This is a genomic window from Listeria floridensis FSL S10-1187 (assembly GCF_000525875.1).
GTDB classification, from domain to species: Bacteria; Bacillota; Bacilli; order Lactobacillales; family Listeriaceae; genus Listeria; species Listeria floridensis.
Genome location: NZ_AODF01000008.1, coordinates 15,957 through 41,724 on the forward strand (window position 1 = coordinate 15,957; position 25,768 = coordinate 41,724).

The following is a 25,768-nucleotide window of genomic DNA, read 5'->3' on the forward strand; positions in this document are numbered from 1 at the left end:
GGGATAAGAAAGCGCAATTTTGGATTAAAAAGTGGTTGTTAGCATGCAAAGGGCAGCCGAACCTGAACGAACAGTTGTATTTAGAGCTTGAAAGATGGCTTTCTAGTCACGCGATTATGAAGCCAGAACTCTATACGGATCGGTTTTCCGGCGGCAAGCTGATCGGAGAAACAAGCGAACAAATTGCTGAGCGGCTTGAACTGAGGCGAATGGATGCATATTTTGAATCGTTATATGGCTTGCACTTACTGTTTGCCGAGATGGAACATTATCCGGTAATGAAGCTTTTGATGCCAAAATTAGAAGCGCTATTGACTCTTTCTGGCAAGAAAACTTTTCGGCTCTTTAAAAACGGTTATTCTTTTGAGGAAGTGCAAAAGCTAAGGCGTTTGAAAAAAAGCACGATCGAGGATCATTTTGTGGAAATTAAAGCGACATTTGGAAATGAACGGGTGCCAGGACTCCCAAGTGCGAAAGTGATTGCGCATATATCTGAAGGGAATTACACGAGTTTGAAGGAGATTAAAGATGCGTTTCCAGAACTAAGTTACTATCAAATTCGACTTGCCGTTGTTTCAGGAGGTGATGCGGATTGAATTTGGAAGCAGAATTGAAACGCTATCTCGGCTTTGAAACATTTCGAAGCGGTCAAAAAGAAGTGATTGAAACAGTACTTTCCGGTGAAGATGTTTTTGCAATGCTACCGACTGGAATGGGGAAAACAGTTTGCTACCAGCTTTCAGGATACTTGCTTGATGGGCTGGTTGTCATCGTTTCGCCGCTACTCAGTTTGATGCAGGATCAAGTGGAACGAATGCGGGCACAAGGTGAAAAAAGAGTTGCTGCACTCAATAGCTTTCTTTCTGTAGAAGAAAAAAATACGATATTAGCTAATCTTGGGTCTTACAAATTTATTTTTCTTTCACCTGAAATGCTTGCAAGTGAGGCTGTTCGAGCGACTTTTTTACGTGAAAAAATTGGACTTTTTGTAATTGATGAAGCTCATTGTATCTCACAGTGGGGGCACGATTTCCGACCGGATTATTTGTTTTTGGGTGAATTTCGCGCACTTGCTCGTTATCCACGGACAATGGTTCTTACGGCGACAGCGACAAAGCGGGTTCGAGCGGATATTTTGAAGCAGCTCGAACTTCAAGAAATTAAGGAAATTATTTACTCGGTAAACCGTCCTAATATCGAGTTTTTTGTTAAAAAATTTGCTTCTAGATGCGAAAAAGAAGCGGGACTAGATCGATTGGTTGAACAGCTTGAAGCGCCGGGAATTATTTATTTTTCCAGCAAGCGGCTTGCAGAAGAAACAGCTGGACGGCTTCGCCGCGAAGGAAAACGAAAAGCGGCGCATTATCACGGTGATATGGAACCACTCGACCGGATACTCATTCAAGAGCAGTTTGTTGCTGGACAGCTTGATTTAATTTGTGCAACAAGTGCGTTTGGGATGGGAATTGATAAGGCAAATATCCGTTTTGTCATTCATTATCACATGCCGGCGGATCTTGAAGCGTATATGCAGGAAATCGGTCGAGCGGGTAGAGATGGAGAAAAAAGTGCGGCTATTCTGCTCTATGCAACGGGTGATGAGATGCTACAGCGTCAATTGGCTGACCGAGATCTTCCAGATCCTAAGCTGCTCAAACTCCCTGAAGAATTGCGTGATACGCTTCCAGACAGCGAAAAGCGTTTTCTTAGTTATTTTTTACGATCTAGGCTTACGGAAGCGGAAATCGAAAAGAAAATCGAGGAACGTTCGCTTATTAAAAAAGAGAATTTAACAGCTTTTGAAGGCTTTATTCATGCTTCTGATTGTAGGAGAAGCTATGTCATGCGCTATTTTGGCGAAGAAGATTTTTCAGAAACGGGCGGAGAATGCTGCTGTGATAATGACGGCGCAAAGCTTGTACACTTTGAAAGAAAGCCTGATACGGAAGCGGTTCAGGAGACATTTAACTATTTGGAGCGGCTTCGTTATTTGCTTTTAGAATGATTTTTTTTTAGTAATCTTGTGCTTATTGTTGTTCTGGGCAGGGTTTGCGGTTATAATTATTGCAGGGATATTTCAATTGTATGTTAATATCAAGATATTGGTGAAAGAGTTTTGTTTTAAGGAGGATTTATGCATGGCTAGGAAAAAGCGCAATAATAAAGAAGATTTCACGTCGTCTGATGAATACGATCACGACTTTTATAATTCTGAAGATGAATTTAATGATGAACCGCCGATGCTCTCGCGGTCAGATAGCAGAAAAGCAAAGAAAACAGGTATTTTCAGATATCCGCTTTTGAATATATTGATTATTTTCTTTTTGCTTATTCCGATTATCAGTGTCATTGTTTTTGTAGCGGTTCAGAATTCAGCTGAGCCAGCAAACCAAGTCAAAGAGGAAGAAAATGTGTCTGTTGACAGCAATTCAAAGGCAAAACAAGCTGCGAAGGAAAAAGAGGAAGAAGAAAAGGCTGCAAAAGAGAAAGCGGCTAAAGAAAAAGAAGAAGCGGAAAAAGCTGCTGCAGAAAAAGCAAAGGCCGAGGAAGAGCAAAAAGCGAAAGATGCGGAAGCTGCTAAGCAAGCTGAAGCAGAAAAAGCTGCTGCAGAAAAAGCTGCTGCAGAAAAAGCCGAACAAGAACGAGTTGCTGCTGAAAAGGCCGCTCAAGAGAAGGCTGCTGCAGAAAAAGCTGCACAAGAAAAACAAGCAGCTGAAGCGGCGAAAAAGCAGGCTGAGGCGGCTCAAGCTTCAAGCCATACTGTACAATCAGGTGAAACGCTTTACCGAATTGCTGCTAATGCTTATGGCGAATCGAATGCTACGGCTGGTGTACAAAAAATCAAGCAGGCAAATGGGCTTTCGTCGGACAGTGTTCCGGTAGGTACAGTACTTAAAATTCCTAAATAAAACTAAAAAGAATGAGCGAACCGAGGAAAAATTTTCCCCAAAGTGTTCGTTCTTTTTATGGAAAAGGGGAGAGAATCATGGCAAAAAAAGTAGCCCTTGTAACAACGGGTGGAACGATTGCTAGTAGAAAAACTGCTTCTGGAAAACTTGCTTCCGGCGAACTGACAGGCGAGGAGCTTGTGGAAATTTGTGGACTTCCGCCGGAAATTGAAGTGGATATTTTTTCGACGTTTCAGCTTCCCTCCATGCATATTACAAGGGAGCATTTAATCGACTTGCAGCAGCTGATCATGAAAATTTTTGAAGATGCTTCTTATGACGGTGTTGTGGTCACGCATGGTACAGATTCGCTTGAAGAGACTTCCTACTTTCTTGATCTTGCGGTGACTGATGAACGTCCTGTTGTTTTAACTGGTTCACAGCGCGGCCCTGAGGAAATGGGGACGGATGCTTATATTAACATCCGTCATGCCATTCATACGGCTTCGGCGCCGCTTCTTCGAAATGCTGGAACGGTAGTTGTATTTAATGAACGGATATTTGCAGCACGTTATGTAAAAAAAGTGCATGCATCGAACATTCAAGGTTTTAGTGCATTTGGATTCGGCTATTTGGGTATCATTGATAATGATCAAGTTTTTATTTATCAGCGGCCAGTTGAACATGATTGTTTTGAGGTCAAGCATCCGCTCCCTGATGTTGCAATTATCAAGTGTTATCTTGATGCAGATGGCTATTTAATTGATACGCTCATTGAACGAGGTGTTGGCGGGATAATTTTGGAAGGCGTTGGTCGCGGTCAAGTTGCTCCAAAGATGATGCCTGCCATTTCGCGTGCATTAGAGCAGAGTATTCCGGTTGTGATTACGACTAGTGCAGAAGAGGGCAATGTTTATACGACATATGATTATTTAGGTAGTACGTATGACTTATATAACCGTGGTGTTATTTTAGGAAAAGATTATGATAGTAAAAAAGCAAGAATTCGTTTAATGGTTTTACTTGCAGCCGGTGTTGATGCAACACAGGCTAATTTTGACTGATAGAGAAGGGAAACTGAAAATTCATGAGGAAAAAAATTTCAATTGCGATTGATGGTCCGGCTGCGGCTGGGAAAAGTACGGTAGCAAAAATTGTAGCGAGTAAATTGCATTTTATTTATATTGATACGGGGGCAATGTATCGTGCGGCAACATACTTGGCGTATCAAGCTGGCATTTCGTATGAAAATGAAGCTGCTATTCTAGAGATTTTAAAATCAAAAACGATTCGGTTTGAACCAGGGGAAACTCAACAAGTATTGATAGATGATGAAAATGTAACAGAAATCATTCGGACAAGCGAAATTACGAATCATGTTTCGGTGGTTTCGGCGCATCCAGCAATTCGTGAAGAGCTGCAAAAACGGCAACAGAATTTTGCGGCTTCAGGCGGTATCGTAATGGATGGTCGTGATATTGGAACGGCAGTGTTACCGCAAGCAGAACTCAAAATTTTTCTACTTGCAAGTGTCAGCGAACGGGCGGAACGTCGCTACAAGGAAAATAAAGCAAAAGGCTATGATGTCAATCTTGAACAGCTGAAAAAAGAAATTGAAGAACGAGACCATCTAGATTATACGCGCGAACATTCACCACTGAAAAAGGCTGATGATGCGATTACGGTCGATACAACAAGTATGACAATTCAAGAAGTGGCTACAAAAATTCTTGATTTGGCAAATGAAACAATTGAGCAAAATGAAAAGGGCTTGTAAACTAATTTACAGCCTCTTTTCTTTTGGCGAAAAAACTTGACAAATCTGCTGTTTTGTAGGATGTTAGAAGAGAGATTTTTTCTGATTCAGAGGAATAATCTTTTAGGATTTTCTTGCAAAAATTCAATCTGACGAACGTTTTTTTTATAGGGATTGCTAGACTCCAGAATGTCGAGATGCTAAATCTATTGTCATGAAGATTGTTAGAAGCGTAAACTTCGTTTGCGGTTACAGAAAGTCCTAAATTCGAGAAACGAATTGAGGAGGGCTACGCATGTCTGATGAATTAAACAATGTGGAAGTTAGAAATTTTGAAGAAGGAGACAAAGTCACTGGTACGGTTACAAGCGTAGAAGATAAACAAGTCTACGTCGGAATTCCTGACAGCAAACTTGATGGAGTTGTTCCGATCAGCGAACTGTCCAATGTCCATGTGGAAAAAGCTTCTGATGTAGTGAGCGTTGGCGATACACTTGATCTTGTCGTTACAAAAGTGGAAGACGATGTTCTTGTGCTTTCGAAGCGTAAAGTAGATGCACTAAAAGCGACAGACGATATCAAAGCGAAATTCGATTCGGGTGAAGTTTTTGATGCGGTTGTAAGCGACGTAGTTAAAGGTGGTCTTGTAGTAGACCTTGGGGTTCGAGCATTTGTTCCGGCGTCACTTGTAGAAGATCACTTTGTTGAGGATTTCTCTGATTACAAAGGAAAAACGCTAGCATTTAAAGTAGTGGAATTTGAACCAGAGAAAAATCGGGTAATCTTAAGTCACCGTGCAATTGTTGAAGCAGAAAAAGAAGGCAAGAAAAAAGAAATTTTGGCAAATATTAAAGAAGGCGATGTACTGGAAGGCACAGTAGAACGTCTTGCAAGTTTTGGTGCATTCGTTGATCTTGGCGGTGTAGACGGACTTGTTCATATTTCGCAAATTTCTTATGAACATATTGCAACACCAGGAGATGTTCTTTCGGAAGGCGATAAAGTCAATGTTAAAGTAATTGGTGTTGATCCTGAAAACGAACGGATCTCGCTTTCTATTAAGGAAACTCAACCAGGGCCTTGGGACAATATTTCTGAGAAAGCACAAGTTGGAGCAGTTCTTAAAGGTAAAGTTATGAGACTAGTGACGTTTGGTGCATTCGTTGAAGTTTTCCCAGGTGTTGAAGGACTTGTTCACATTTCGCAAATTTCGCATCAACATATCGGCACACCGAATGAAGTTCTAAAAGAAGGACAAGAAGTTGAAGTGAAAGTACTTGATGTGAATGAAGATGAAAAACGCTTGTCTTTAAGTATCAAAGCTCTCCAAGAAGAGCCAGCTACAGAAGTTGATTATGAGTTACCAGAAGAAAGCACAGGTTTCCAAATGGGTGATCTAATCGGTGACAAGTTAAAAAATATTCAAAATGATAACGATGATAAATAAAGATTGTAAATGAGAGTCTCTTTTAATGAGAGACTCTTTTTTATGCAAAAAATAAACAGTAAAGAAAACCGTTGACACGGCTAAAGATTATGTTATAATAATAAAAGTAAACGAAAATCTTGTGAAAAAATATACTTTTTTTTTGAATTTTTATACACCATGGCCCGTTGGTCAAGCGGTTAAGACACCGCCCTTTCACGGCGGTAACACGGGTTCGAATCCCGTACGGGTCACTTAGGTTCCGTGGTGTAGGGGTTAACATGCCTGCCTGTCACGCAGGAGATCGCGGGTTCAAATCCCGTCGGAACCGTTTTAATCTCGTCATTTATGACGGGATTTTTTTGTTGACAAAATTGTGAGGAGTCAAGACGGTAACCGTTTACCTAAGCTGGTCAACTATGATAAGATAAACAAATAGAAATAAAGCATAAAAAGGGGTAGGACAATGACTGAAATGAATAAAGAAAAAATTGCAGATGCCGTAAGAATGATCCTTGAAGCAGTTGGCGAAGATCCTGATAGAGAGGGATTGCTTGATACGCCGATGCGCGTTGCACGGATGTATGAAGAAATTTTCGCTGGTTTAAAAAAAGATCCGTCCGTTCATTTTAACAAAGTGTTTGAAGAACAGCATGATGAGCTAGTTCTTGTAAAAGATATCCGCTTTTCATCGGTTTGCGAGCATCATCTTGTTCCGTTTTTTGGTGTAGCTCATGTGGCTTATTTACCGCAAAATGGTCGTGTTGCCGGACTCAGCAAACTGGCTCGTGTAGTGGATGACGTTAGTAAGCGTCCCCAACTGCAAGAAAGAATTACGACAACAGTTGCTGAGATTATGATGGATAAGCTTGATCCGCTTGGTGTGATGGTTATTCTTGAAGCAGAACATATGTGCATGACAATCCGTGGAGTAAATAAACCTGGAACGAAAACGGTCACAAGTGCTGTACGCGGGGCATTTCGAAAAGACGATAAATTGAGAAGCGAAGTTCTCTCATTGATCAAACATTAATAAAAGGCGTATCTGCTGTAGTTTCCAAGTGAATTTATGCTATAATGTTAGTTATGGATTATTGTTTTTAAAGGGGAAATTAAAATGACTTATCAAGGGAGCCTCACACAACTGAAGGAAGTGGAAAGATTGGTTCATGACCGGACAGCCTATCAATTTTTAAAAGAAAATTTTTATGGTCCAGAAACTGACAAAGACCAAATGCTCTGGCTGCATGAATCGATTCGCGGCTCGCAACTTGCTGAGACAGATAAGTATCGGATTATTACTGCGACATTGTATGTGATTCTTGCACATGATACTCATGAGCAAATTGATGAGTTGGGCGATACTAGACAGCTTTCGTTAAAAGAAAGAGAGCTGACAGTTCTAGCCGGGGATTATTACAGTGCCCTTTACTACCGAACGATGGCTGAGCTTGGGATGATCGATTTACTTGGAGCCTTACAGCGTGGTGTGCAAAAAATGAACACGGCTAAAACGAATATATATCAACTGCATGTCTTAACTGATGCAGAATATCTCTCTGAACTGACGGCTGCTTCTTCTGCGATTTTTGCAGAGTTTGCTCGTTATTTTGGAAAAGAAGAATCATTTCTTGTACTTGCAGAAAAAACATTACTGCTTAAACGGTTGCAAGAAGAACAAGCATTTTATGAATCTTATCATTTATCTACCTTGAAACGCGCTTACGAGCATGGCTTTTTTGCGAAGGAAAGTGCTGCTGCGTTTGAAGATTGGTTAACGAATATTATCGACACAGTAAAACATGAAATAAAAGATTTAAAAAACGACTTGTGAATCTCTATCGTCTGTGCTTGATTTACGTTTACAAGAAATGCTTGCGCGCTGATTTCGGAAAGGGGCTTTTTGAACAGATGGAAACAGAAAAAGAAGAAAAAGTACATAAGGTCTTCGAAAAGATCTCGCCTGAGTATGATCGAATGAACAGCTTGATCAGTTTTAAACTGCATGTACACTGGCGAAAACAAACGATGGACTTGATGCGTGTCAAACAGGGAGCAAAAGTATTAGATGTCTGTTGTGGAACGGCAGATTGGACGATTCTGTCGGCACAAGAAGTCGGTTCAGATGGGCACGTGACGGGTCTTGATTTTAGTCATAACATGCTTCAAATTGGAGCAGATAAGGTTGAAAAATCTGGTCTCACTAATATTGAACTGCTTCAAGGCAACGCTATGGAGTTGCCTTTTCCAGATAATAGTTTTGATTATGTGACAATCGGATTCGGACTTCGAAATGTTCCTGATTACTTGCAGGTTTTATCAGAAATGCACCGAGTTTTGAAGCCTGGCGGACAAGCAGTTTGCTTGGATACAAGCCAACCGAATGTTCCTGTTTGGCGGCCTTTTTTCAACACCTATTTTCGTTATATAATGCCGCTATTCGGTAAAATTTTTGCGAAAAGTTATGATGAATATAGCTGGTTGCAAGAGTCGACGCGTCATTTCCCAGGAATGGGAGCCCTTTCCGACTTGTTCTACGAAGCTGGATTTTCTTATGTGCGCTATATTTCACACAGTGGCGGAGCAAGCGCTACGCATTTTGGCTATAAAAAGGTGGCAGAAGATGAAATTTAATTTTTTGTATCCTTCGGTTCAAAAGGATATTGATAAAATCGAAAATGAACTTAAAATAGCTGTTTCAGAAGCTGATGCTGAGACGACTTCTGAATCTGCATTGCACTTACTTACGGCTGGTGGAAAACGGATTAGACCGATGTTTGTCTGCTTAACAGCAAGACTCGGAAATACTCCTAATTTTTCGGCTGCTCAAGATGCTGCTGTAGCGATCGAATTGATTCATATGGCTTCGATTGTGCACGATGATGTAGTAGATGATGCAGAGCTTCGTCGTGGCAGACCGACTATTAAAGCAATTTGGGGAAACCATATTGCCATGTATACTGGTGATTTCTTATTTGCGAAATCACTTGAGTATATGACAAGGATAAAAAATGAAAAAGCACATTTGCTGCTTTCACGGGTAACGGTGGAGCTTGCAGTCGGAGAGATTGAGCAAATTAAGGATAAATATGACTTTGATCAAAGTGTCCGCGCCTACTTGCGGCGAATCAAGCGAAAAACAGCACTGCTGATTGCAGCAAGCTGTGGACTTGGTGGAATCATTGCTGAACTTCCAGAAAAGCTTGATGATAAACTTTATTTGTTCGGGTATTATGTTGGGATGGCTTTTCAAATTACGGATGATATTCTCGATTTTTCCAAGGATGAAAAAAAAATCGGAAAACCGGCAGGAGAAGATTTAAGTCAAGGAAATGTGACATTACCCGTGTTTTTTGCAATGCAAGACCCGCTGCTTCGTAAGCGAATCAGACGAGTCACTGAGGAAACGCCAAAAGAAGAAATGAATCACCTTGTAGAAGCAATTCGAACCAGCGGAGCAATTGAGAAATCAGAGCAAGTTGCGACGAATTACTTAAATAAAGCAGCAAGTATTTTAGATGAATTTGGCAACCAAAAAGAAGTAAAGCCGCTTCGACAAATCATCAAAATGCTTGATAAGCGAGATTACTAAGGGGGAAGAAAGATGGAAAGAACTTATGTCATGGTGAAACCCGATGGAGTAGCGCGGGGATTGACCGGAAAAATTGTAACGCGTTTTGAAGAAAAAGGGTTGAATCTAGTTGCAGCTAAGCTGCTTCAAATTGATTTGGCACTTGCAGAAGAACATTACAAAGAACATGCTTCTAAACCATTTTTTAAAGACTTAATCAGCTTTATTACTTCGGGACCTGTTTTTGCAATGGTTCTCGAGGGCGACGATGCAATTTCGATCGCACGCAAGATGATGGGAGCAACCAATCCGCTTGAAGCCGTACCGGGTACTATTCGAGCAGATTTTGGGATGCACACAAATCACAATATTATTCATGGTTCAGATAGCCCTGCTGCTGCTGAACGGGAAATTGGTCTGTTTTTTAAATCCGATGAGCTTCTGACTTCTAAACGAGCAGATGCAGATTGGCTGTAAACTGTCTTCGCATAGAAGACAGTTTTTTTTATAGCGTAAAAAGAAAAGGTTGTTTCGGCTAGGGGCTTATGTTAAGATAGTACACATACACTTTAAAGCGCTAAATTAGATAGATAAAGGAGTCGAAAAAAATGAGATACTTAACTGCCGGAGAATCACACGGACCGGGACTTACACTGATTGTTGAAGGACTTCCAGCGGGAATGCCGCTTTTAGCAGAAGATATTAACGTAGAATTGAAGCGTCGGCAAGGCGGGTATGGGCGAGGCGCGCGAATGAAAATTGAAAAGGACCGGGCGCTATTTACGGCTGGAGTAAGGCACGGAAAGACACTTGGATCGCCGCTTGCCCTTTTTGTTGAAAACAAAGATTATAAACACTGGGAAACAGTTATGAGTGCAGAGCCTGTTCCTGAAAAAAATGAAGCCTCACGACGGGTTTCTCGGCCAAGGCCTGGTCATGCCGATCTTGTTGGCGGAATGAAATACGGCCATCGGGATATGCGCAATGTGTTGGAGCGTTCCAGCGCACGTGAGACAACGGTTCGTGTGGCAGCGGGGGCAATTGCGAAAAAGCTGCTCGCTGAACTCGGCATTGAAGTAGCGGGTCATGTTCTTGAAATCGGTGGTGTTCGTGCTGATATTAAACGGGACTATACGGTCGCAGAAATTCAGAAGATCGCAAATGAATCACCAGTTCGGGCATTAGATGCTGATGTGGAGCAAGCAATGATGGATAAAATTGATGATACGAAAAAGAAAGGCGACACGATTGGCGGAGTGGTTGAAGTCGTTGTCGGCGGCGTGCCGGCAGGTCTTGGCAGCTATGTGCAGTGGGATAAGAAGCTGGATGCGAAGATTGCCCGTGCGATTGTGAGTATCAATGCGTTTAAGGGCGCCGAGTTTGGCGTCGGTTTTGAGGCGGCACGGAAATACGGTAGCGAAGTGATGGATGAGATACTATATTCAAAAGAGGAAGGCTATACGCGTCGGACGAATAATCTCGGCGGTTTTGAAGGTGGAATGACAAACGGAATGCCGATTGTGGTTCGCGGTGTAATGAAGCCGATTCCGACGCTTTATAAGCCACTTCAAAGTGTCGATATTGATACGAAAGAAGCCTTTAATGCAAGCGTGGAACGGTCAGACAGTTCAGCGGTTCCTGCTGCAAGTGTGGTAGCTGAGAATGTGGTGGCTTGGGAAGTGGCAACGGCGATTTTGGAAAAATACCAAAGTGACCGGTTTGATCTTTTGAAGGAGTTTGTCGAAGCAGACCGAGAACGAATGAAGGAGTTTTAAGTATGCATGAAATGACCATCCAAACGGCAAGTAAAACTTATCCGGTTTTTATCGGGACTGATTTGTTAGTCGAAATGAAGCAACAGCTTACGTCAAAACTGAATCGTTATTCAAAGCTCTTTATTATAACCGATCAACATGTGGCATCGCTTTATCAAAGCCACATTGAAGCGCTTTTAAGCAAGTTTTCCAATCTTTCTTTTTTTTGTTGCGCCAAATGGGGAAGATGCCAAAACATTTGCGGTTTACGAAGATGCAATGACGAAAGCGATCGAAGCGAATCTTGACCGAAAATCTGCATTGCTTGCTTTTGGCGGCGGTGTGATCGGGGATCTTGGTGGATTTATTGCGGCGACTTACATGCGTGGCATCGCTTTTTATCAGTTTCCGACGACTGTGCTTGCTCATGATAGCGCGGTTGGCGGGAAAGTGGCGATCAATCATCCGCTTGGAAAAAATATGGTCGGATGCTTTTATCAGCCGGAAGCGGTCATTTATGATACTTCTTTTTTTTAAAACGCTACCTGAGCGGGAAATGCGCTCTGGGTTTGCTGAACTGATCAAACATGGCTTAATCAGTGATGGAGGGCTGTTCGATTTGTTACGGGAGAATTTTTCGAAGCAAGCAGCACTTTCCGGTGAAGCGTTACCTGAGTTTCTTGCAAAAGGAATTAAGGTAAAAGCCGATATTGTGGCGCAAGATGAAACGGAGCAGGGGGTTCGCGCTTTTCTCAACTTCGGCCATACTTTTGGTCATGCTCTCGAAGCTTTTGGCGGGTTTAAACGATTTTTACACGGGGAAGCGATTATTTTTGGAATGATTTATGCCTTGATTTTAAGTGAACGTGAAATGGGCTTGAAATTTGATCTTGCTTCATTTTCGGCTTGGCTTTCTGATCTTGGCTACGAAACCACGCTCCCGGATGATGTCACTTTTGAAGAAATCTATTCGCGGATGTTACACGATAAAAAAAACGACTTTCGGCGAAGTAAAATTCGTTCTTCTCAGTGAAATCGGAGTGTGCGAACTTCGGCCGGTAAGTCGTGAAAAACTTGAGCAAGCGTTTCACATTTTTCGAAAAGGAGAGGAAGCGGTTTGAGAGCAATTCGCGGAGCTACAACGGTAGAAACCAATCGTGCTGCTGAAATTTATGCGGCAACTAAGGAAGTATTTGAAACGATTTTACAGGAAAATAATCTGAGCGATCCGGAAAATCTGGTTTCGGTCATTATAACGGTAACCGAGGATTTGACGGCGGCTTTCCCGGCGCGTGCGATTCGCGAAATGGACGGTTTTGAGCTTGTTCCAGTGATGGGAATGCAGGAAATCAATGTGCCCGGTGCACCGGAAAAATGTATTCGTTTGATGGTGCAGACGAATCTTGAGAGTGCACTTAAAGACATTCGGCATGTGTATTTGAATGGCGCAAAACGACTGCGTCCAGATCTTGCGGTTAAAGGAGAGGACACACCATGAAGTGGAAAAAGAATCTGGATGGTCTTATGTCGTATCAGCCGGAAAGCGCGAAGAACAAGTGAAGCGGGAACTTGGTCTCGAAAAAATTACGAAATTATCTTCCAATGAAAATCCATATGGCGCTTCACCGCGCGTTAAAAAACAGGCTGAAGCGTTTCGCGTTCAAATGGAACTTTATCCAGACGGCTATGCAACAGAGCTGAGAAGCAAAGTAGCGGCGTTTTATCAGCTACGCGAGGAAGAACTGATTTTTACGTCCGGGGTTGATGAGTTGATCGGTTTGGTTGCAAGAGCGATTCTTGGGCCGGAGGTAAATACGGTCATGGCGACGCCGAGTTTTGTCCAGTATCGCCACAACGCTCGTATTGAAGGGGCAGAGGTTCGCGAGGTCGCGCTACTTGAAAACGGAGACCATGATCTTTCGGAAATGCTTGCTGCGGTTGATGAAAATACGGCAGTGGTTTGGCTTTGCAGTCCCAATAATCCGACTGGAAATTTGCTTACACTTGAAGCTGTTGAAGCGTTTGTGAAACAAATTCCAAGTGAATGTCTGGTTGTTTTAGATGAGGCGTATATCGAATATGTTGATCCGGTCCCTGAACCGCATGAAAACTGGATTCGGACGTATCCGAATGTGATGATCACACGAACGTTCAGCAAAATTTATGGGCTTGCAGGAGCGAGGGTAGGCTACGGAATGGCCGATCCTTCGATTATCAAACAGCTTGAGATTGTACGTTCGCCGTTTAATACGTCGGTTTTCGGACAACTATTGGCAGGTGCAGCGCTTTCGGATCAAGCGTTTGTTGCGGAATGCCGCAAGCTGAACCGGGCAGGCATTGCGCAGTATGCCGAGTTTGCGGACAAGTTTCCTCAAGTGAAACTTTATCCCTCACAAGGCAACTTTGTGCTGCTAGATCTTGCTAAACCTTCTGCTGAAACTTTTGAGTTTTTGGAGAAAAACGGCTATATTGTACGTCCTGGAGCCGGTCTCGGTTTTCCGGAAGCTGTGCGTATCACAGTGGGGCGCAAAGAAGAAAATCAAGAGGTAATCCGTCTGCTTGAGGCGTTCTTACAGTAAGGAGTGAATCAGGATTGAAAGGAAATGTCATTATTGTCGGGCTTGGCTTGATCGGCGGGTCGATTGCGCTTTCGATTAAGGAGCAGCATCCTGATGCGCATATTATTGGAATTGATGTCTCTTATCGGACGCTTGAAGTTGGGCTTTCGCGCGGAATTATTGATGAAATTGGTGAAAGTCTATTGATTGAAGCGAAACGCGCGGATTTGCTGATTTTTTGCTGTCCTGTGAAGGAAACGGAAGAATTGATTGGGCATTTGGCAAAATTGAAGTTAAAACCAGAATTGATTGTGACGGATACAGGAAGTACCAAAGCAGAAATTATGCAGTGTGCCAAGGTGCTTTCAGATCGAGGGATTACCTTTATTGGCGGTCATCCGATGGCCGGATCGCATAAAAGCGGTGTTGAAGCTGCGAAGCGTCTTTTGTTTGAAAATGCCTATTATTTGTTTACTCCGCAAAAAACAGAACGTAAAGCGCGCGTAGAGAAACTGAAGCAGTGGCTTCTCGGAACAAATGCGAAATTTTTAGTGCTGTCGCCGGAAGAACATGATGAAATAACCGGAATGCTTAGTCATTTGCCGCATGTTGTGGCAGCAGCTCTTGTTCGGCAGACGGAAGATTTTACGAAAGTGCATCCGGCTGCTTTTCAGCTTGCTGCTGGAGGATTTCGCGATATTACACGGATTGCTTCATCAGACCCGCGGATGTGGACGGATATTTCAATCAGTAATAAAGCGGTGCTCGCAGATCAGCTTAGAAACTGGCGTGCCGCAATGGATGAGGCACTTACGCTGATTGAAATGGGTGAAAAAGAAGCGCTCTATTCGTTTTTCGATGAAGCAAAGGAATTTCGCGATACGCTTCCAGTGCATCGCGGAGCTATTCCGGCATTTTATGATTTATTTGTGGATGTACCGGATTACTCGGGGGTAATCTCGGAAGTAACGGGATATCTTGCGAAATGGGAGATCAGCTTGACCAATTTGAAAATCCTTGAAACACGTGAAGATATTTTTGGGGTGCTGCAAATTTCGTTTCAAACTGCTGATGACAGAAAGCGTGCTAAAACATGTATTGAGGAACAAAGCGGCTATTTATGCTATTACGAGGAATAGGAGACTGGCGATATGAAACTTTTAACTGCTCAAACGGGCTTATTAGGTACGATTGAAGTGCCCGGAGATAAATCAATCTCGCATCGTAGTATTATGTTCGGGGCACTGGCGGAAGGAACGACGACGATCCGCCATTTTTTGCGTGCAGAGGATTGTCTGAGTACGATTGCGGTTTTTCGAAAGCTTGGTGTAGAGATTGAAGAAACGACTGAAAAAATTATTGTTCACGGAACTGGATTCGCTGGATTGAAGCAACCGGATACGGTTCTTGATGTGGGCAATTCTGGGACGACCATTCGTCTTTTGATGGGGATTCTTGCTGGAGCTGATTTTGATGCTACGTTAACGGGAGATGCTTCGATTGTTAAACGTCCGATGAACCGAGTGATTATGCCGCTAAGGGAAATGGGGGCTGTTTATGATACGGCTCGTGATGCCGGATTTGCACCGATTAAGCTCACGGGAGGAAATAAAATTCAACCGGTGGAATATGTGATGCCTGTTGCAAGTGCTCAAGTAAAAAGTGCGATTTTATTTGCGGCACTACAGGCGGAAGGTGAAACGGTGATTCATGAAAAGGAAAAAACTCGCAATCATACAGAGGAAATGATCCGAATGTTTGGCGGTGAAATTAGCGAGGATGGGCTTGTGGTCCGTGTCAGCGGTAAGCAGAAGTTTCACGGACAGGATGTTATTGTGCCTGGAGATATTTCTTCGGCTGCCTTTTTCATGGTGGCGGGACTCATTGTACCAGATTCGGAAGTTGAGCTCGTGAATGTAGGGCTGAATGAGACGCGGACGGGGATATTAGATGTGATCGCAGCGATGAACGGGGCTGTTGAGGTTGATATGGCGCAGTTTTCCGGAACCGTTCGTGTGAAAACTTCGGAGCTTACGGGAACAGTGATCGAGGGGGATATTATTCCGCGGCTGATTGATGAACTACCGATTATTGCGTTGCTCGCGACGCAAGCGGAGGGAACGACGGTTATTCGCAATGCGGAAGAGCTGAAGGTGAAGGAAACGAACCGGATTGATGCGGTTGCTTTTGAACTGAGCAAGATGGGTGCAGATATTACGCCAACTGAAGACGGGCTTATCATTCGCGGAAAAACGCCGCTTCACGGAGCGAAAGTGACAAGTTACGGGGACCACCGTATCGGCATGATGCTACAAATTGCGGCTTTGCTTGTTGAAGAAGGTGAAGTGGAACTCGATCAAGCGGAAGCGGTTGCTGTTTCTTACCCGCATTTTTTTGAAGATTTAACTAAGCTTCTACCAAAAAATAAACAGGCTTAAAGTTTCTTTTATTTGCTTACGGCTTGATTTTTGTTATAATGGTTGTCATTATGTGACGAATGAGGGATGACTCTTTGGAAAATGCAGAACAAATGCTGCATGCGCTCGAACATGAGGACATGGAGCAAGCAAGAAATTTTTTTGATGCAGTGGTTGCAGGGGATTCCCCTGAAGAACAATTTTTCTTAGCGGAACAATTATTCAGTTTAGGATTTTTAGATGAAGCAGAAGATTTATATGAGCTCCTACTTGCGGCATTCCCAAATGAAGGGGAGCTACTTGTTCGGATTGCAGAAGTGGTCATTGAAAAAGATGATCTCGATAGTGCATCTGATTATTTGGAGAAGGTACGTAAAACCGATGAAGCTTATCTTGAAAGTTTAATGGTTTTAGCAGATCTTTATCAAATGCAGGGATTATTTGAAGTGACGGAACAAAAACTCTTAGAAGCAAAAGAGCTTGCTCCAAACGAGCCGATTGTTGACTTTGCTCTTGGGGAATATTATTTGTCACAAGCTCGTTTTGCATCTGCCGTCCAGAGCTATCAAGCTGTGCTTGATGCTGGTGTAAACAACCTCCAAGAAGGTACCATTTCAGTCTACGAACGAATTGCAGAAGCTCTAAGTGCTAGTGGTGCTTTTGAAAACGCGATTCCCTACTATGAAAAAGCACTCGAGCAAAATGAGTCGCTTGATACATTGTTTGGCCTCGGTTTAACTGCCTTTCAAGCAAAGGAATATACAACATCCATTCACGCATTTAACCACTTGAAAGAACACGACCCAAGTTATACAACACTTTATCCTTATTTGGCAAACAGCTATGAAGAAAATGGGCAAGAAGAAGAAGCACTTAAAGTACTTGAAGAGGGACTTAAGCAAGATGAATTTAATAAGGAACTCTTTTTCAGCGCCGGTAAGCTTGCGAAGCAGCTAGGTCGAACGGCCGATGCCGAAAATTTCTTCAGACAAGCGCTAGTGCTTGACCCAGAATATATTGATGCTGTTCTTGAACTGAATAAACTCTTGCTTCAAAAAGAAGATTATGAGGGACTAATTGAGATTTTTGAAGCGCTCAGCGAGGATTTAGTCACAGAGCCGCAAATTTTTTGGGACTTAAGTGTTGCATATCAGGAAACAGAACAATATAATAAAGCAAAAGAAAATTTTGAAACGGCCTATCCTCATTTTTAAAAAACAACCCGACTTTTTTACGTGAATACGGTTTGTTTTTACGTGAAGAAGGGGATGTTCAGGCTATCACGATTTTGAAAGACTACCTTTCTTTCGAACCAGGGGATGACGACATTCGAAGTTTACTTGATTTTTAATGAAATTTCGGAAGGAGTGATTTTGTTATGAAAGCGCCTATTTCAGTAGATGAAAAGAAAGAATTTATTCGTTGGTTGTTGAATACACATCAAATGAAAATGCGGGAAGCTATGTGGGTCCTGAATTATATTGCCGGGCATGATCAAATCATGAAATATGTACATTTTGTGGATGATCTAGAAGGTCGCTCGCGCGGACTCGTTCTTTCTGCACACGGAGTCGATAACGAACCATTCCGATTTTTTAAAGGTAACATTACAACGTCAGATCCAGAAAAAGCTTTCCATGATATCCGTTTGAACTGGGACGATAACCTCTATATAGAATTACATTTTAAAGAAGCCATTAGTTCTCCAGAATACGCGCTCGTGCGAGAAGAAAGTTTATCACAAGACCTTAAAATCGGCGATGAAGAAATGCTATTAGCTGAAAAGTTTTTAGATCAAATGATAAGCGATTTTGAACTTGAGGTATTGAAACGTGAAATCGATGAAGTACTCGATAACAGAGATCCAAAAAACCTTTTTAAAATTGTCTGCTTTGCTTCAAGACAAGACAGTTCAATAATGAAGTTTAAGCTGGGAGATGCCAAAGTGCGCTTCCAGCTTAAAAATGTTTAGGGGGGAAAAGGGTGTATCAATTACTTTCAAACCGCAGCTTTCTGCGGTTGCTTTTTGTTGTCAATCTTTTAGGTGCAATTTATGGTTATATCTGGTACATACCGCAACTGCAAATTACGGAGGCTCGATTTTGGTTGTTTGTACCAGATAGTCCGACTGCCATTTTTGTTTTTTCGTATTTGTACTTGCTGCTTTTTTAGCGCGAAAGCATTGGCCGCTAATGGAAGCACTGGCTTTTGTCTGTCTCGTTAAATACGGGATTTGGGCAGTAGGGATGAATATTTTTTTGATGATTGATCAAGGAAGCATTATGCTTACGAGCTTGATGCTACTTACAAGCCATGGTTTAATGGCTGTTGAGGCAATACTATATGCGCCGTTTTATCGTTTTCAGATGCGGCACTTTATGATTGCTGCTGTTTGGATATTACATAATGATATGATTGATTATTTATTCGGTCAGATGCCAATTTACATGGGGCTTGAGCGATTCTTGCCTGTTATCGGTTATGTCACGTTTTGGCTCTCGATTGCGGTACTAGCACTCGTCTATCAAAAAGTTTTGAAGAAAGATCGGTTAAAGCTTGATTTGTTTGAGCCGTACAGCCGGAAATAAGTTTACATTAGAATTTTCTCATCTTAGGCTTTTCCGATTGAGAGTTTGTGCAACATCCTTTATAATTAAAACTAATTACAGTTAGGAAAATTGATTCGTTAATAGGAGGAAGTTGATAAGAATGTCTTTAGGCATGTATATTCTTTATTTTGTGATTGTAGCAGCCATTCCGCTCTGGGCGCAGTTCCGTGTTAAAGCAACGTATTCGCAGTATTCGAAAGTTGCTGTTAGAAGTGGCATGACGGGCGCTGAAGTGGCAAGAATGATTTTGGATCGCAACGGTCTTTCAAATGTGCCAGTTAATCCAACATCTGGTGTGCTGAGCGATCACTATGACCCAAGTAAAAAAGCCGTATTTCTATCGGAAGCAAACTTCCATGAAGCTTCGATTGCAGCAGCAGCCGTAGCCGCGCATGAAGTTGGCCATGCGATTCAAGATAAGGAAGACTATGCGTTTATGCGTTTTCGTTCTGCCCTTGTACCGGTCACGATGTTCAGCTCAAACATTTCGTGGATTTTTCTCATCATCGGAATGATTGCTACAATTCCAAGTTTGATGCTTGTTGGGATTGTATTAATGGCAGTCGGAGTACTTTTCCAGATTATTACGCTACCGGTCGAATTTGATGCGAGTAAGCGTGCAATGGTGCAGCTTGAAAATGGCGGATTTCTTGCTTCAACAGAAGTTCCGCAAGCGAAAAAAGTGCTAAGTGCAGCTGCGATGACTTATGTGGCAGCGATGGCAGTAGCCGTACTTGAACTTTTACGTCTCTTGTTGATTTTTACCAACATGAACCGAAACTAATTTTAAAAACCTGAGAGGCAATCTCAGGTTTTTTCTTGAGAAAAATGATAAAAAGGGGTTAAATAATGAACTTTGATGTAATTGTAATTGGTGGAGGGCCGTCTGGACTGATGGCTGCAATTTCTGCTGCCGAAGGGAATAAGACGGTATTACTGGTCGAAAAGGGACCAAAGCTTGGACGTAAATTAATTCTATCTGGCGGCGGGAGATGCAACGTAACCAATCGCCGTCCTGTTGATGAAATCATTCAGCATATCCCTGGCAATGGACGTTTTTTATACAGCGCTTTTCATCAATTTGACAATGAAGATATTATTTCGTTTTTTGAAAAGCTTGGCGTGGCACTAAAAGAAGAAGATCATGGTCGGATGTTTCCCGTTTCAAATAGTGCGCGTTCAGTTGCAGATGCGATGATTACACGGATGGAGAAGCTTGGTGTGACGGTTTATATGAAAACGGCGGTGAAACAGGTTCGTTATCAGAATGGGGCGGTTGCGGGAATTACCTTGTCGGATGGGCAGGAAATTGCTGCGAAAGCAGTCATTGTGGCTGTGGGCGGGAAATCGGTACCGCGGACGGGGTCAACTGGAGATGGTTATGCTTGGGCTGAAAAGGCTGGGCATACGATTACGGAATTATATCCTACTGAAGTGCCGCTCACTTCTGCAGAGCCTTTTATTCGCGACAAGCGACTCCAAGGAACATCGCTTCGAAACATAGCGCTCTCAGTGCTGAATCAAAAGAAAAAAGTGATTATTACGCATCAAATGGATATGATTTTTACGCATTTTGGAGTTTCAGGTCCGGCGGCACTCAGGTGCAGTATGTTTGTCGGACGCGAATTAAAAAAAGCAAATGAAGTGACGATGCAGCTTGATTTATTCCCTGAGGAAACAAATGCGAGTATAAGAGAACAGGTCGCAAATTTACTCAAGGAAAATCCAAAGAAGGCGCTGAAAAATGCACTTAGCGTTCTTTTACAAGAAAAAATGCTAGTGTTTTTATTAGAACAAGCAGAACTTTCGCCGGATGATAGTTGTAATCAAGTCAGTCCGAAAAAAAATCGAACAGTTTTGTGAGTTGCTGAAAAATTTCACGTTTATGGTTAATGGTACGCTAGACTTTGAAAAGGCATTTGTGACTGGCGGCGGCGTTTCAATCAAGGAAATTATGCCAAAAGAGATGCAGTCAAAACTGATGCCGGGGTTATTTTTCTGCGGAGAAATTCTTGACATTAACGGCTATACGGGCGGCTATAATATTACCTGTGCGCTTGTAACTGGACATACGGCGGGTGAGAATGCTGCACAATATGCGAAAATGATAAATCAAGCGTAAAAGCGGAATGGAGATGAAAAATATGGTTGAAAACCGATATGATGATGCGGATTTTTTTGAGAAGTACAGTCAAATGGATCGTAGTGTGAAGGGACTTGACGGGGCCGGTGAATGGCAAACACTGCAAACGATGCTGCCTGATTTTAGCGGAAAAGAAGTGCTTGACCTTGGATGCGGGTTCGGCTGGCATTGTATCTATGCGGCTGAACATGGTGCAAAGTCTGTGGTAGGTGTAGATATTTCAGAAAAAATGCTCGAACAAGCTCGCGCAAAGACAGAGTTTGACAATATTCATTATGTGAAGTCGAGCATTGAAGCGGCCGAGTTTAACGACAATCAGTTTGATAGCGTCATTAGTTCGCTGGCACTGCATTATGTGGAGTCTTTTGAACAAATAACCAAAAAGGTTCGCCGGATGCTTAAGCCGGGTGGAAAATTTGTGTTTTCGGTCGAGCACCCAGTTTTTACTGCGGAAGGAAGTGGGGACTGGATTTATGATGCGCGTCATGAGATTGATCACTTTCCAGTCGATCATTACTTTTTTGAAGGCAAACGGACGCCGCATTTTCTTGGCGAGGAAGTCGTGAAGTATCATAAGACGCTTACAACCTATTTGAACGGGCTTTTGCAAAATGGATTCCGGATTGACAGTTTAGCGGAGCCGATTCCCCCGGAAAATATGATGGAGATTCCTGGCATGAAAGATGAACTGCGCCGCCCGATGATGCTGATTATTGCGGCGACAAATGAAAAATAACTGGCGCACCGCGCCAGTTATTTTTTGTAGATTTCGGCTATAAATGTATCAACAATGTGTTCGCGAGCCTCAAGAAATGGCTGATTGTTCCGCGTCGGATGAATTCGGTTTGTAAGGACAATTAAGCCGGCTTTTTTTTCTGTATCAAGAACGATAAAAGTACCAGTAAAGCCGGTATGATAGAGCGCATAATGGTCACTCGATTTCCTAAGATCAAAACCAATGCCACGATCGCGATTTAAATTTTTCGTGTAATTGTGGCTTAAAGCTGCTAAACTATGCGACTGAAATAAAGGTGCACCATCTTGAAATAATAAGGCATGTGCGTATTTCATTAAATCAGAAAGTGGTGCAAACAAACCGGCATGCCCCGTATTTCCAAGTGCAATATAGGCCTTATGATCATGAACAATTCCGTTAATAAGACCGCGCTTTTCGGTCAGTTCTATCGGAATCGTATATGCTGGGTTAGCCGCATAAAAAGAGCTGCTGTTCATTTCAAGCGGTAACAAAATATTGGCACGGATTTGTGTTTCAAATGGCTGATCTTCTAATTCTTCGATGATGTAACCCAGCAAAAGAAAGTTGATATCCGAATACTCAACTACTTCGTTTCGCGGGCAAACAGGTTCTGCTGAAAAAACATAACGTCTTACGTCTTCCGGCTGTTCAATCGGAAATCCGGGAATGTTTTTTTGTAAACCGGAGCTGTGCGTCACAAGATCCAATAGTGTAATTTCCGGATAGTTAAAGTCGGGCAAATAGCGAGCTACAGGATCAGACCACTCAAACAAATTTTGTTCATGAAGTTGAACAAGACGCGTCGCTGTTCCGATCACTTTTGTCAGTGAGGCAATATCGTAAATATGTGAATCAGACTTTACAAGCGGTGTTTCTTCCGGTTGCCAAGTTTTCAAACCGAAACTGTCACTTTCTTGTTGTTCTTCCGTCAAAATAGCGTAGCTTACGCCGGGAACATGCTGCTGTTCCACCAAACGATGCAGAAGTTTTTTTGTGTCTTGAAACATCTTTCCAGCTCCATTCTTCCTAATTTTTAAAGTAATAGCCTTGTGCGTAGCGAACCCCTAGTTTAATTAAGTAGTCGAGCTGTTTTTTTTTCTTCAACCCCTTCGACGATTAATGTCTTGTTTTTATGGCGCACGAAGTGGAATAAATTGATAAGAACAAGTTGTTTGCCTTTCAACCTAGTAATATCTTCTAGAAATGCCGCATCCGTTTTGACGAAATCAGCCGGCTGGGTGAGGATACGCGAAACATCGGCGTACCCGCTACCAAAATCGTCAATAGCAAATTGTGTATCAAGCTCGGCACTCAGTTGTGCCGTTTTCGGTCTCAGCTCCGTGAGGATTTCCGGATTTAGTTCGGACGTTTCTAGAAATTCGAAGACGACTTTTCGTTTTGTTGTCCGAATTAAATCAGCAATTTTAGAAAAACTGTCTAGGAATGTGCGGTAAGAAAGGTTGACGAATAAATAAGTGTCTGGATCGAATGAGAACGCTTGAAAAGCGTTCTTTAAAGTTTGAATTTCAAAGTCCGCTGTCAGTTCATAATCACTGCACTCAGCGATGAAGGAACCAATAGAAGGCTGATTCTTTCCACTAAGTCGTGTGAGCGATTCATAACCGTAAATGGTTCTATTTTGGATATCGACAATTGGCTCAAATATAGTATGAAATTGGTTGGAAAAAATAATTTCTTCAATTTCCTGTTTTTTCATTTATTCCATCTTCTTTCTTGCCAACACGAGCTCCTTGTGGATATAGTCGAAGAAATGTGTGGTTGTGGCATCATCGGTCCGCATGGTATTTAATAATTCTAAGGCAGCTGCTTCTTTTTTGGGATTCTCAGTCAAACGGTAATAGTCGACTAGAAGCGCATAAACCGCAGTAGATTCTGTCTCATTCATCTTCTGTCTTGTTTCCCGATTATACCGAGCGTAAACATGTCCCGATTGCTCCCATTGTTCGGATAGAAACTGATCGAATTTCGGATTTTTCCCCCCCCGTTAATAGAAAAAATTGATTTGCAATCAGCATCTGATCAATCATATTCACTTCTGTTCCCGTTGTTTCATAGTGTTTGTTTTGGTAAATCTCTGCAAAAAAAGGCGCGGCTGGAACATTTTTTAGCGGGTCGAAATCAGTCTTGGCAAATCCGGCTTGCTTCATTGCCTTTACTTTATAATAGCTTAAATGCAAGGTTTTTGCTTGTTGTTTCGTATCAAAATCGAAAAAGTCTACCGGTCCATTTCTATTTGTACCGTATTTTTTTTCGGCAGCAATCAAACGATCGGCAAAGTCAGCGTAGTCTGGATATGAAAAATTACGGCTTGCTTCAACTAAAGCTTGATAAATCCTAAGGTCGTCAATAAATGCTCCCACATGGACGTTAGCCCCTTTTTCCCACTTAATAAAAATTTTGCTACCATCCTCAACAGCAAGCTCACGTTCAAGGGCTTGATATAGTTTGTGGAAGCGAGCACTATCATTTACGAGCACTAGGTATTCCATGTAAAGACCCACACTTTCTGAAAGATAGTGCGGATTCTTTACACCTTGATAATCAATGATCAGACCATCTTTTGCAAGATAATGCTTGTCAATATAAGCTGAGACAGCGGTTTCGCGCGGTTGCTTTTTTTCAGGTGCCGCCTCGTTTTCTTTAGCGCAAGCGGCTATTCCGAAAAAAATCATCAAAGCGGTAAAGCACAAACCCATCTTCTTAATCATCAAAATTCCCCTTTTCTAAGAGCTGTCCTGCTGAAACTTGATTTCTCCCTTTTTCTTTTGATTGATAAAGCAGCAAGTCAGCCGTTTCATAAAGATTTTCTTTTGTTGCAAAAAGCTGTTTTCTAGCGTGATACAAACTTGAAACGCCAATGGATACGGAGACGCTATGCTTTTTCGGTTGATGAGGAAAAACAGACTGATAGACTTCGCGGCAAAGGCTTTCGGCAATTTGTTCGGCTTTTTTGTCAGAAACTCCTGGCAATAGGACAGCAAATTCTTCACCGCCAACTCGGGCAATAACCGCTCCGCTTGGCAAGGTGTGGTTTCTGAGCAACATACCAAATTCAGCGAGCACCAAGTTACCGGCTTGATGACCATATTCATCATTGATCGTTTTGAAATGATCAATATCTAACAACAGCAAGCTGAGATTTTCCTTAAGTAAAACAGCGCGATCAAAAGCGCGTGCATAACGATTATCAAAGTAGCGAGCGTTTTTCAACCGCGTGAGCTGATCATTTGTAGCGGTGTCTTTTAATTCAACCAATGCTTCATTACTTTGGCGAATGTAACTTGCGGCAAAGAAAATAACCACGCTTGAGAAAAAGAATGTCCACGCATAGAAGATACCTTCTTTAGCTGAGAGAACTCTATGGGTATTAAAATTGGTAAAGTAGTACAAGGAGAGAGCTGGAAGCGCACAAATAATGATGAAAAAGTATTTTTTTAAAGCGCTGATTTTAAAATGCGCGACAATCATACAAATGGTATAAAAGGCGGCAAGAATCATAATGTAGCGAATGTCAGATAAGTAGGAATTCCCGATAATAAGCCGACCGATCACAATCACGATGAAAGAAGTGGAGACGGCGATTCTCCCGAAGAAGACGGAGGTGACGAGCAAAATGTTCATCCGCAAATTAATGTAAATCACTGCATTATGGGTAATTTCACCGCGATAAATGAAAAATACGCCCCAAAGTCCGTAATATAAGCCGACGCAAAGAGCAAGAATATGACGTTTGCGGGGAATTTCGATCCAATTTGGCTTGCGTTCGCGAATTAAACGAAAAAGCAGGCCATGAATAAAGAGTACGGCTAAAAAGCTCGCAACACTGTCTACATAGGGATCGGCATGGCTGAAGTTCATCTTCAATACT

22 protein-coding genes, 2 tRNA genes and 6 pseudogenes are annotated in these 25,768 nt (G+C 42.3%); 25 read left to right on the forward strand and 5 right to left on the reverse strand.

The features are described 5' to 3' along the window. Positions 1 to 35 precede the first annotated feature (35 nt). The 25 genes and pseudogenes from MFLO_RS14575 to MFLO_RS04415 all read left to right on the forward strand — a co-directional run bounded on the left by MFLO_RS14575 (position 36) and on the right by MFLO_RS04415 (position 21,858). Positions 36 to 596: a helix-turn-helix domain-containing protein gene (locus MFLO_RS14575; RefSeq protein WP_206538311.1), complete on the forward strand. Its 561-nt coding sequence runs from the start codon at positions 36 to 38 to the stop codon at positions 594 to 596. Continuing rightward, positions 593 to 2,005, forward strand: a complete 1,413-nt coding sequence (locus MFLO_RS04295) for a RecQ family ATP-dependent DNA helicase (protein ID WP_036096641.1) — start codon at positions 593 to 595, stop codon at positions 2,003 to 2,005. Before MFLO_RS14575 ends, MFLO_RS04295 begins: the two co-directional genes overlap by 4 nt. Before the next feature lie 133 nt (positions 2,006 to 2,138). After that, a complete protein-coding gene (locus tag MFLO_RS04300; RefSeq protein ID WP_036096643.1) occupies positions 2,139 to 2,909 on the forward strand; it encodes a LysM peptidoglycan-binding domain-containing protein in 771 nt (256 codons plus the stop codon). Between the two features lie 77 nt (positions 2,910 to 2,986). Further along, positions 2,987 to 3,952: an asparaginase gene (locus tag MFLO_RS04305; RefSeq protein WP_036096644.1), complete on the forward strand. Its 966-nt coding sequence runs from the start codon at positions 2,987 to 2,989 to the stop codon at positions 3,950 to 3,952. Positions 3,953 to 3,975: 23 nt separating this feature from the next. Further along, the gene (gene cmk / locus MFLO_RS04310; protein WP_036096646.1) at positions 3,976 to 4,665 is read left to right on the forward strand and encodes a (d)CMP kinase; all 690 of its coding nucleotides are present in this window, start codon (positions 3,976 to 3,978) and stop codon (positions 4,663 to 4,665) included. Between the two features lie 274 nt (positions 4,666 to 4,939). After that, the gene (gene rpsA, locus MFLO_RS04315; RefSeq protein WP_036096648.1) at positions 4,940 to 6,091 is read left to right on the forward strand and encodes a 30S ribosomal protein S1; all 1,152 of its coding nucleotides are present in this window, start codon (positions 4,940 to 4,942) and stop codon (positions 6,089 to 6,091) included. A 161-nt stretch (positions 6,092 to 6,252) separates the two neighbouring features. After that, positions 6,253 to 6,324: transfer RNA gene (locus MFLO_RS04320), tRNA-Glu, on the forward strand. A gap of 4 nt (positions 6,325 to 6,328) precedes the next feature. Continuing rightward, positions 6,329 to 6,401 (forward strand) — tRNA-Asp (locus MFLO_RS04325). Between the two features lie 135 nt (positions 6,402 to 6,536). Next, a complete protein-coding gene (gene folE / locus MFLO_RS04330) occupies positions 6,537 to 7,103 on the forward strand; it encodes a GTP cyclohydrolase I FolE (RefSeq protein ID WP_036096651.1) in 567 nt (188 codons plus the stop codon). An 84-nt stretch (positions 7,104 to 7,187) separates the two neighbouring features. Then, a pseudogene (locus MFLO_RS04335) lies at positions 7,188 to 7,956 on the forward strand (heptaprenyl diphosphate synthase component 1). Between the two features lie 25 nt (positions 7,957 to 7,981). Continuing rightward, a complete protein-coding gene (locus tag MFLO_RS04340; RefSeq protein ID WP_036096653.1) occupies positions 7,982 to 8,704 on the forward strand; it encodes a demethylmenaquinone methyltransferase in 723 nt (240 codons plus the stop codon). Next, the gene (gene hepT / locus MFLO_RS04345; protein WP_036096655.1) at positions 8,694 to 9,662 is read left to right on the forward strand and encodes a heptaprenyl diphosphate synthase component II; all 969 of its coding nucleotides are present in this window, start codon (positions 8,694 to 8,696) and stop codon (positions 9,660 to 9,662) included. The genes MFLO_RS04340 and hepT overlap by 11 nt, the downstream gene beginning before the upstream one ends. Before the next feature lie 12 nt (positions 9,663 to 9,674). Then, positions 9,675 to 10,118 carry a nucleoside-diphosphate kinase gene (ndk, locus tag MFLO_RS04350; RefSeq protein ID WP_036096657.1) on the forward strand — a complete coding sequence of 148 codons (444 nt, stop codon included), beginning with the start codon at positions 9,675 to 9,677 and terminating at the stop codon, positions 10,116 to 10,118. Positions 10,119 to 10,249: 131 nt separating this feature from the next. Next, a complete protein-coding gene (gene aroC, locus MFLO_RS04355) occupies positions 10,250 to 11,416 on the forward strand; it encodes a chorismate synthase (protein ID WP_036096659.1) in 1,167 nt (388 codons plus the stop codon). 2 nt (positions 11,417 to 11,418) lie between these two features. After that, positions 11,419 to 12,516, forward strand: a pseudogene (gene aroB / locus MFLO_RS04365) (3-dehydroquinate synthase). Next, positions 12,513 to 12,893, forward strand: a complete 381-nt coding sequence (aroH, locus tag MFLO_RS04370; protein WP_036096663.1) for a chorismate mutase — start codon at positions 12,513 to 12,515, stop codon at positions 12,891 to 12,893. Before aroB ends, aroH begins: the two are co-directional and overlap by 4 nt. Then, a pseudogene (gene hisC / locus MFLO_RS04375) lies at positions 12,890 to 13,974 on the forward strand (histidinol-phosphate transaminase). The gene aroH and the pseudogene hisC overlap by 4 nt, the downstream one beginning before the upstream one ends. A gap of 14 nt (positions 13,975 to 13,988) precedes the next feature. Beyond that, positions 13,989 to 15,092 carry a prephenate dehydrogenase gene (locus MFLO_RS04380; protein ID WP_036096665.1) on the forward strand — a complete coding sequence of 368 codons (1,104 nt, stop codon included), beginning with the start codon at positions 13,989 to 13,991 and terminating at the stop codon, positions 15,090 to 15,092. 12 nt (positions 15,093 to 15,104) lie between these two features. Continuing rightward, positions 15,105 to 16,391: a 3-phosphoshikimate 1-carboxyvinyltransferase gene (aroA, locus tag MFLO_RS04385; RefSeq protein ID WP_036096666.1), complete on the forward strand. Its 1,287-nt coding sequence runs from the start codon at positions 15,105 to 15,107 to the stop codon at positions 16,389 to 16,391. Between the two features lie 74 nt (positions 16,392 to 16,465). Further along, positions 16,466 to 17,721 (forward strand): annotated as a pseudogene (locus tag MFLO_RS04390) (tetratricopeptide repeat protein). A gap of 27 nt (positions 17,722 to 17,748) precedes the next feature. Further along, positions 17,749 to 18,342, forward strand: coding sequence for a ReoY family proteolytic degradation factor (locus tag MFLO_RS04395; RefSeq protein ID WP_077913161.1), 594 nt, complete (start codon positions 17,749 to 17,751; stop codon positions 18,340 to 18,342). Positions 18,343 to 18,353: 11 nt separating this feature from the next. After that, positions 18,354 to 18,958: pseudogene (gene lhaT, locus MFLO_RS04400) on the forward strand (lipoprotein heptaprenylglyceryl N-acetyltransferase LhaT). 121 nt (positions 18,959 to 19,079) lie between these two features. After that, complete coding sequence (locus MFLO_RS04405) at positions 19,080 to 19,763, forward strand: zinc metallopeptidase (RefSeq protein WP_036096668.1); 684 nt, start codon at positions 19,080 to 19,082, stop codon at positions 19,761 to 19,763. 65 nt (positions 19,764 to 19,828) lie between these two features. Next, positions 19,829 to 21,101, forward strand: a pseudogene (locus tag MFLO_RS04410) (BaiN/RdsA family NAD(P)/FAD-dependent oxidoreductase). A gap of 22 nt (positions 21,102 to 21,123) precedes the next feature. Beyond that, the gene (locus tag MFLO_RS04415) at positions 21,124 to 21,858 is read left to right on the forward strand and encodes a class I SAM-dependent methyltransferase (protein WP_036096669.1); all 735 of its coding nucleotides are present in this window, start codon (positions 21,124 to 21,126) and stop codon (positions 21,856 to 21,858) included. A 17-nt stretch (positions 21,859 to 21,875) separates the two neighbouring features. Here the strand turns inward: MFLO_RS04415 and MFLO_RS04420 are convergent, their stop codons facing one another. From MFLO_RS04420 to MFLO_RS04435, 5 genes are all read right to left on the reverse strand, one after another. Then, positions 21,876 to 22,886, reverse strand: coding sequence for a serine hydrolase domain-containing protein (locus MFLO_RS04420; RefSeq protein WP_036096671.1), 1,011 nt, complete (start codon positions 22,884 to 22,886; stop codon positions 21,876 to 21,878). Positions 22,887 to 22,948: 62 nt separating this feature from the next. Next, complete coding sequence (locus MFLO_RS04425) at positions 22,949 to 23,596, reverse strand: EAL domain-containing protein (RefSeq protein ID WP_051993514.1); 648 nt, start codon at positions 23,594 to 23,596, stop codon at positions 22,949 to 22,951. After that, on the reverse strand, positions 23,597 to 23,785 hold the full coding sequence (locus MFLO_RS14580) for a hypothetical protein (protein WP_051993515.1): 189 nt from the start codon (positions 23,783 to 23,785) through the stop codon (positions 23,597 to 23,599). It lies immediately after the preceding gene. Between the two features lie 19 nt (positions 23,786 to 23,804). Then, the gene (locus MFLO_RS04430) at positions 23,805 to 24,608 is read right to left on the reverse strand and encodes a hypothetical protein (protein WP_051993516.1); all 804 of its coding nucleotides are present in this window, start codon (positions 24,606 to 24,608) and stop codon (positions 23,805 to 23,807) included. Further along, positions 24,601 to 25,758: a GGDEF domain-containing protein gene (locus tag MFLO_RS04435; protein WP_036096674.1), complete on the reverse strand. Its 1,158-nt coding sequence runs from the start codon at positions 25,756 to 25,758 to the stop codon at positions 24,601 to 24,603. The genes MFLO_RS04430 and MFLO_RS04435 overlap by 8 nt, the downstream gene beginning before the upstream one ends. Between the last annotated feature and the right edge of the window lie 10 nt (positions 25,759 to 25,768).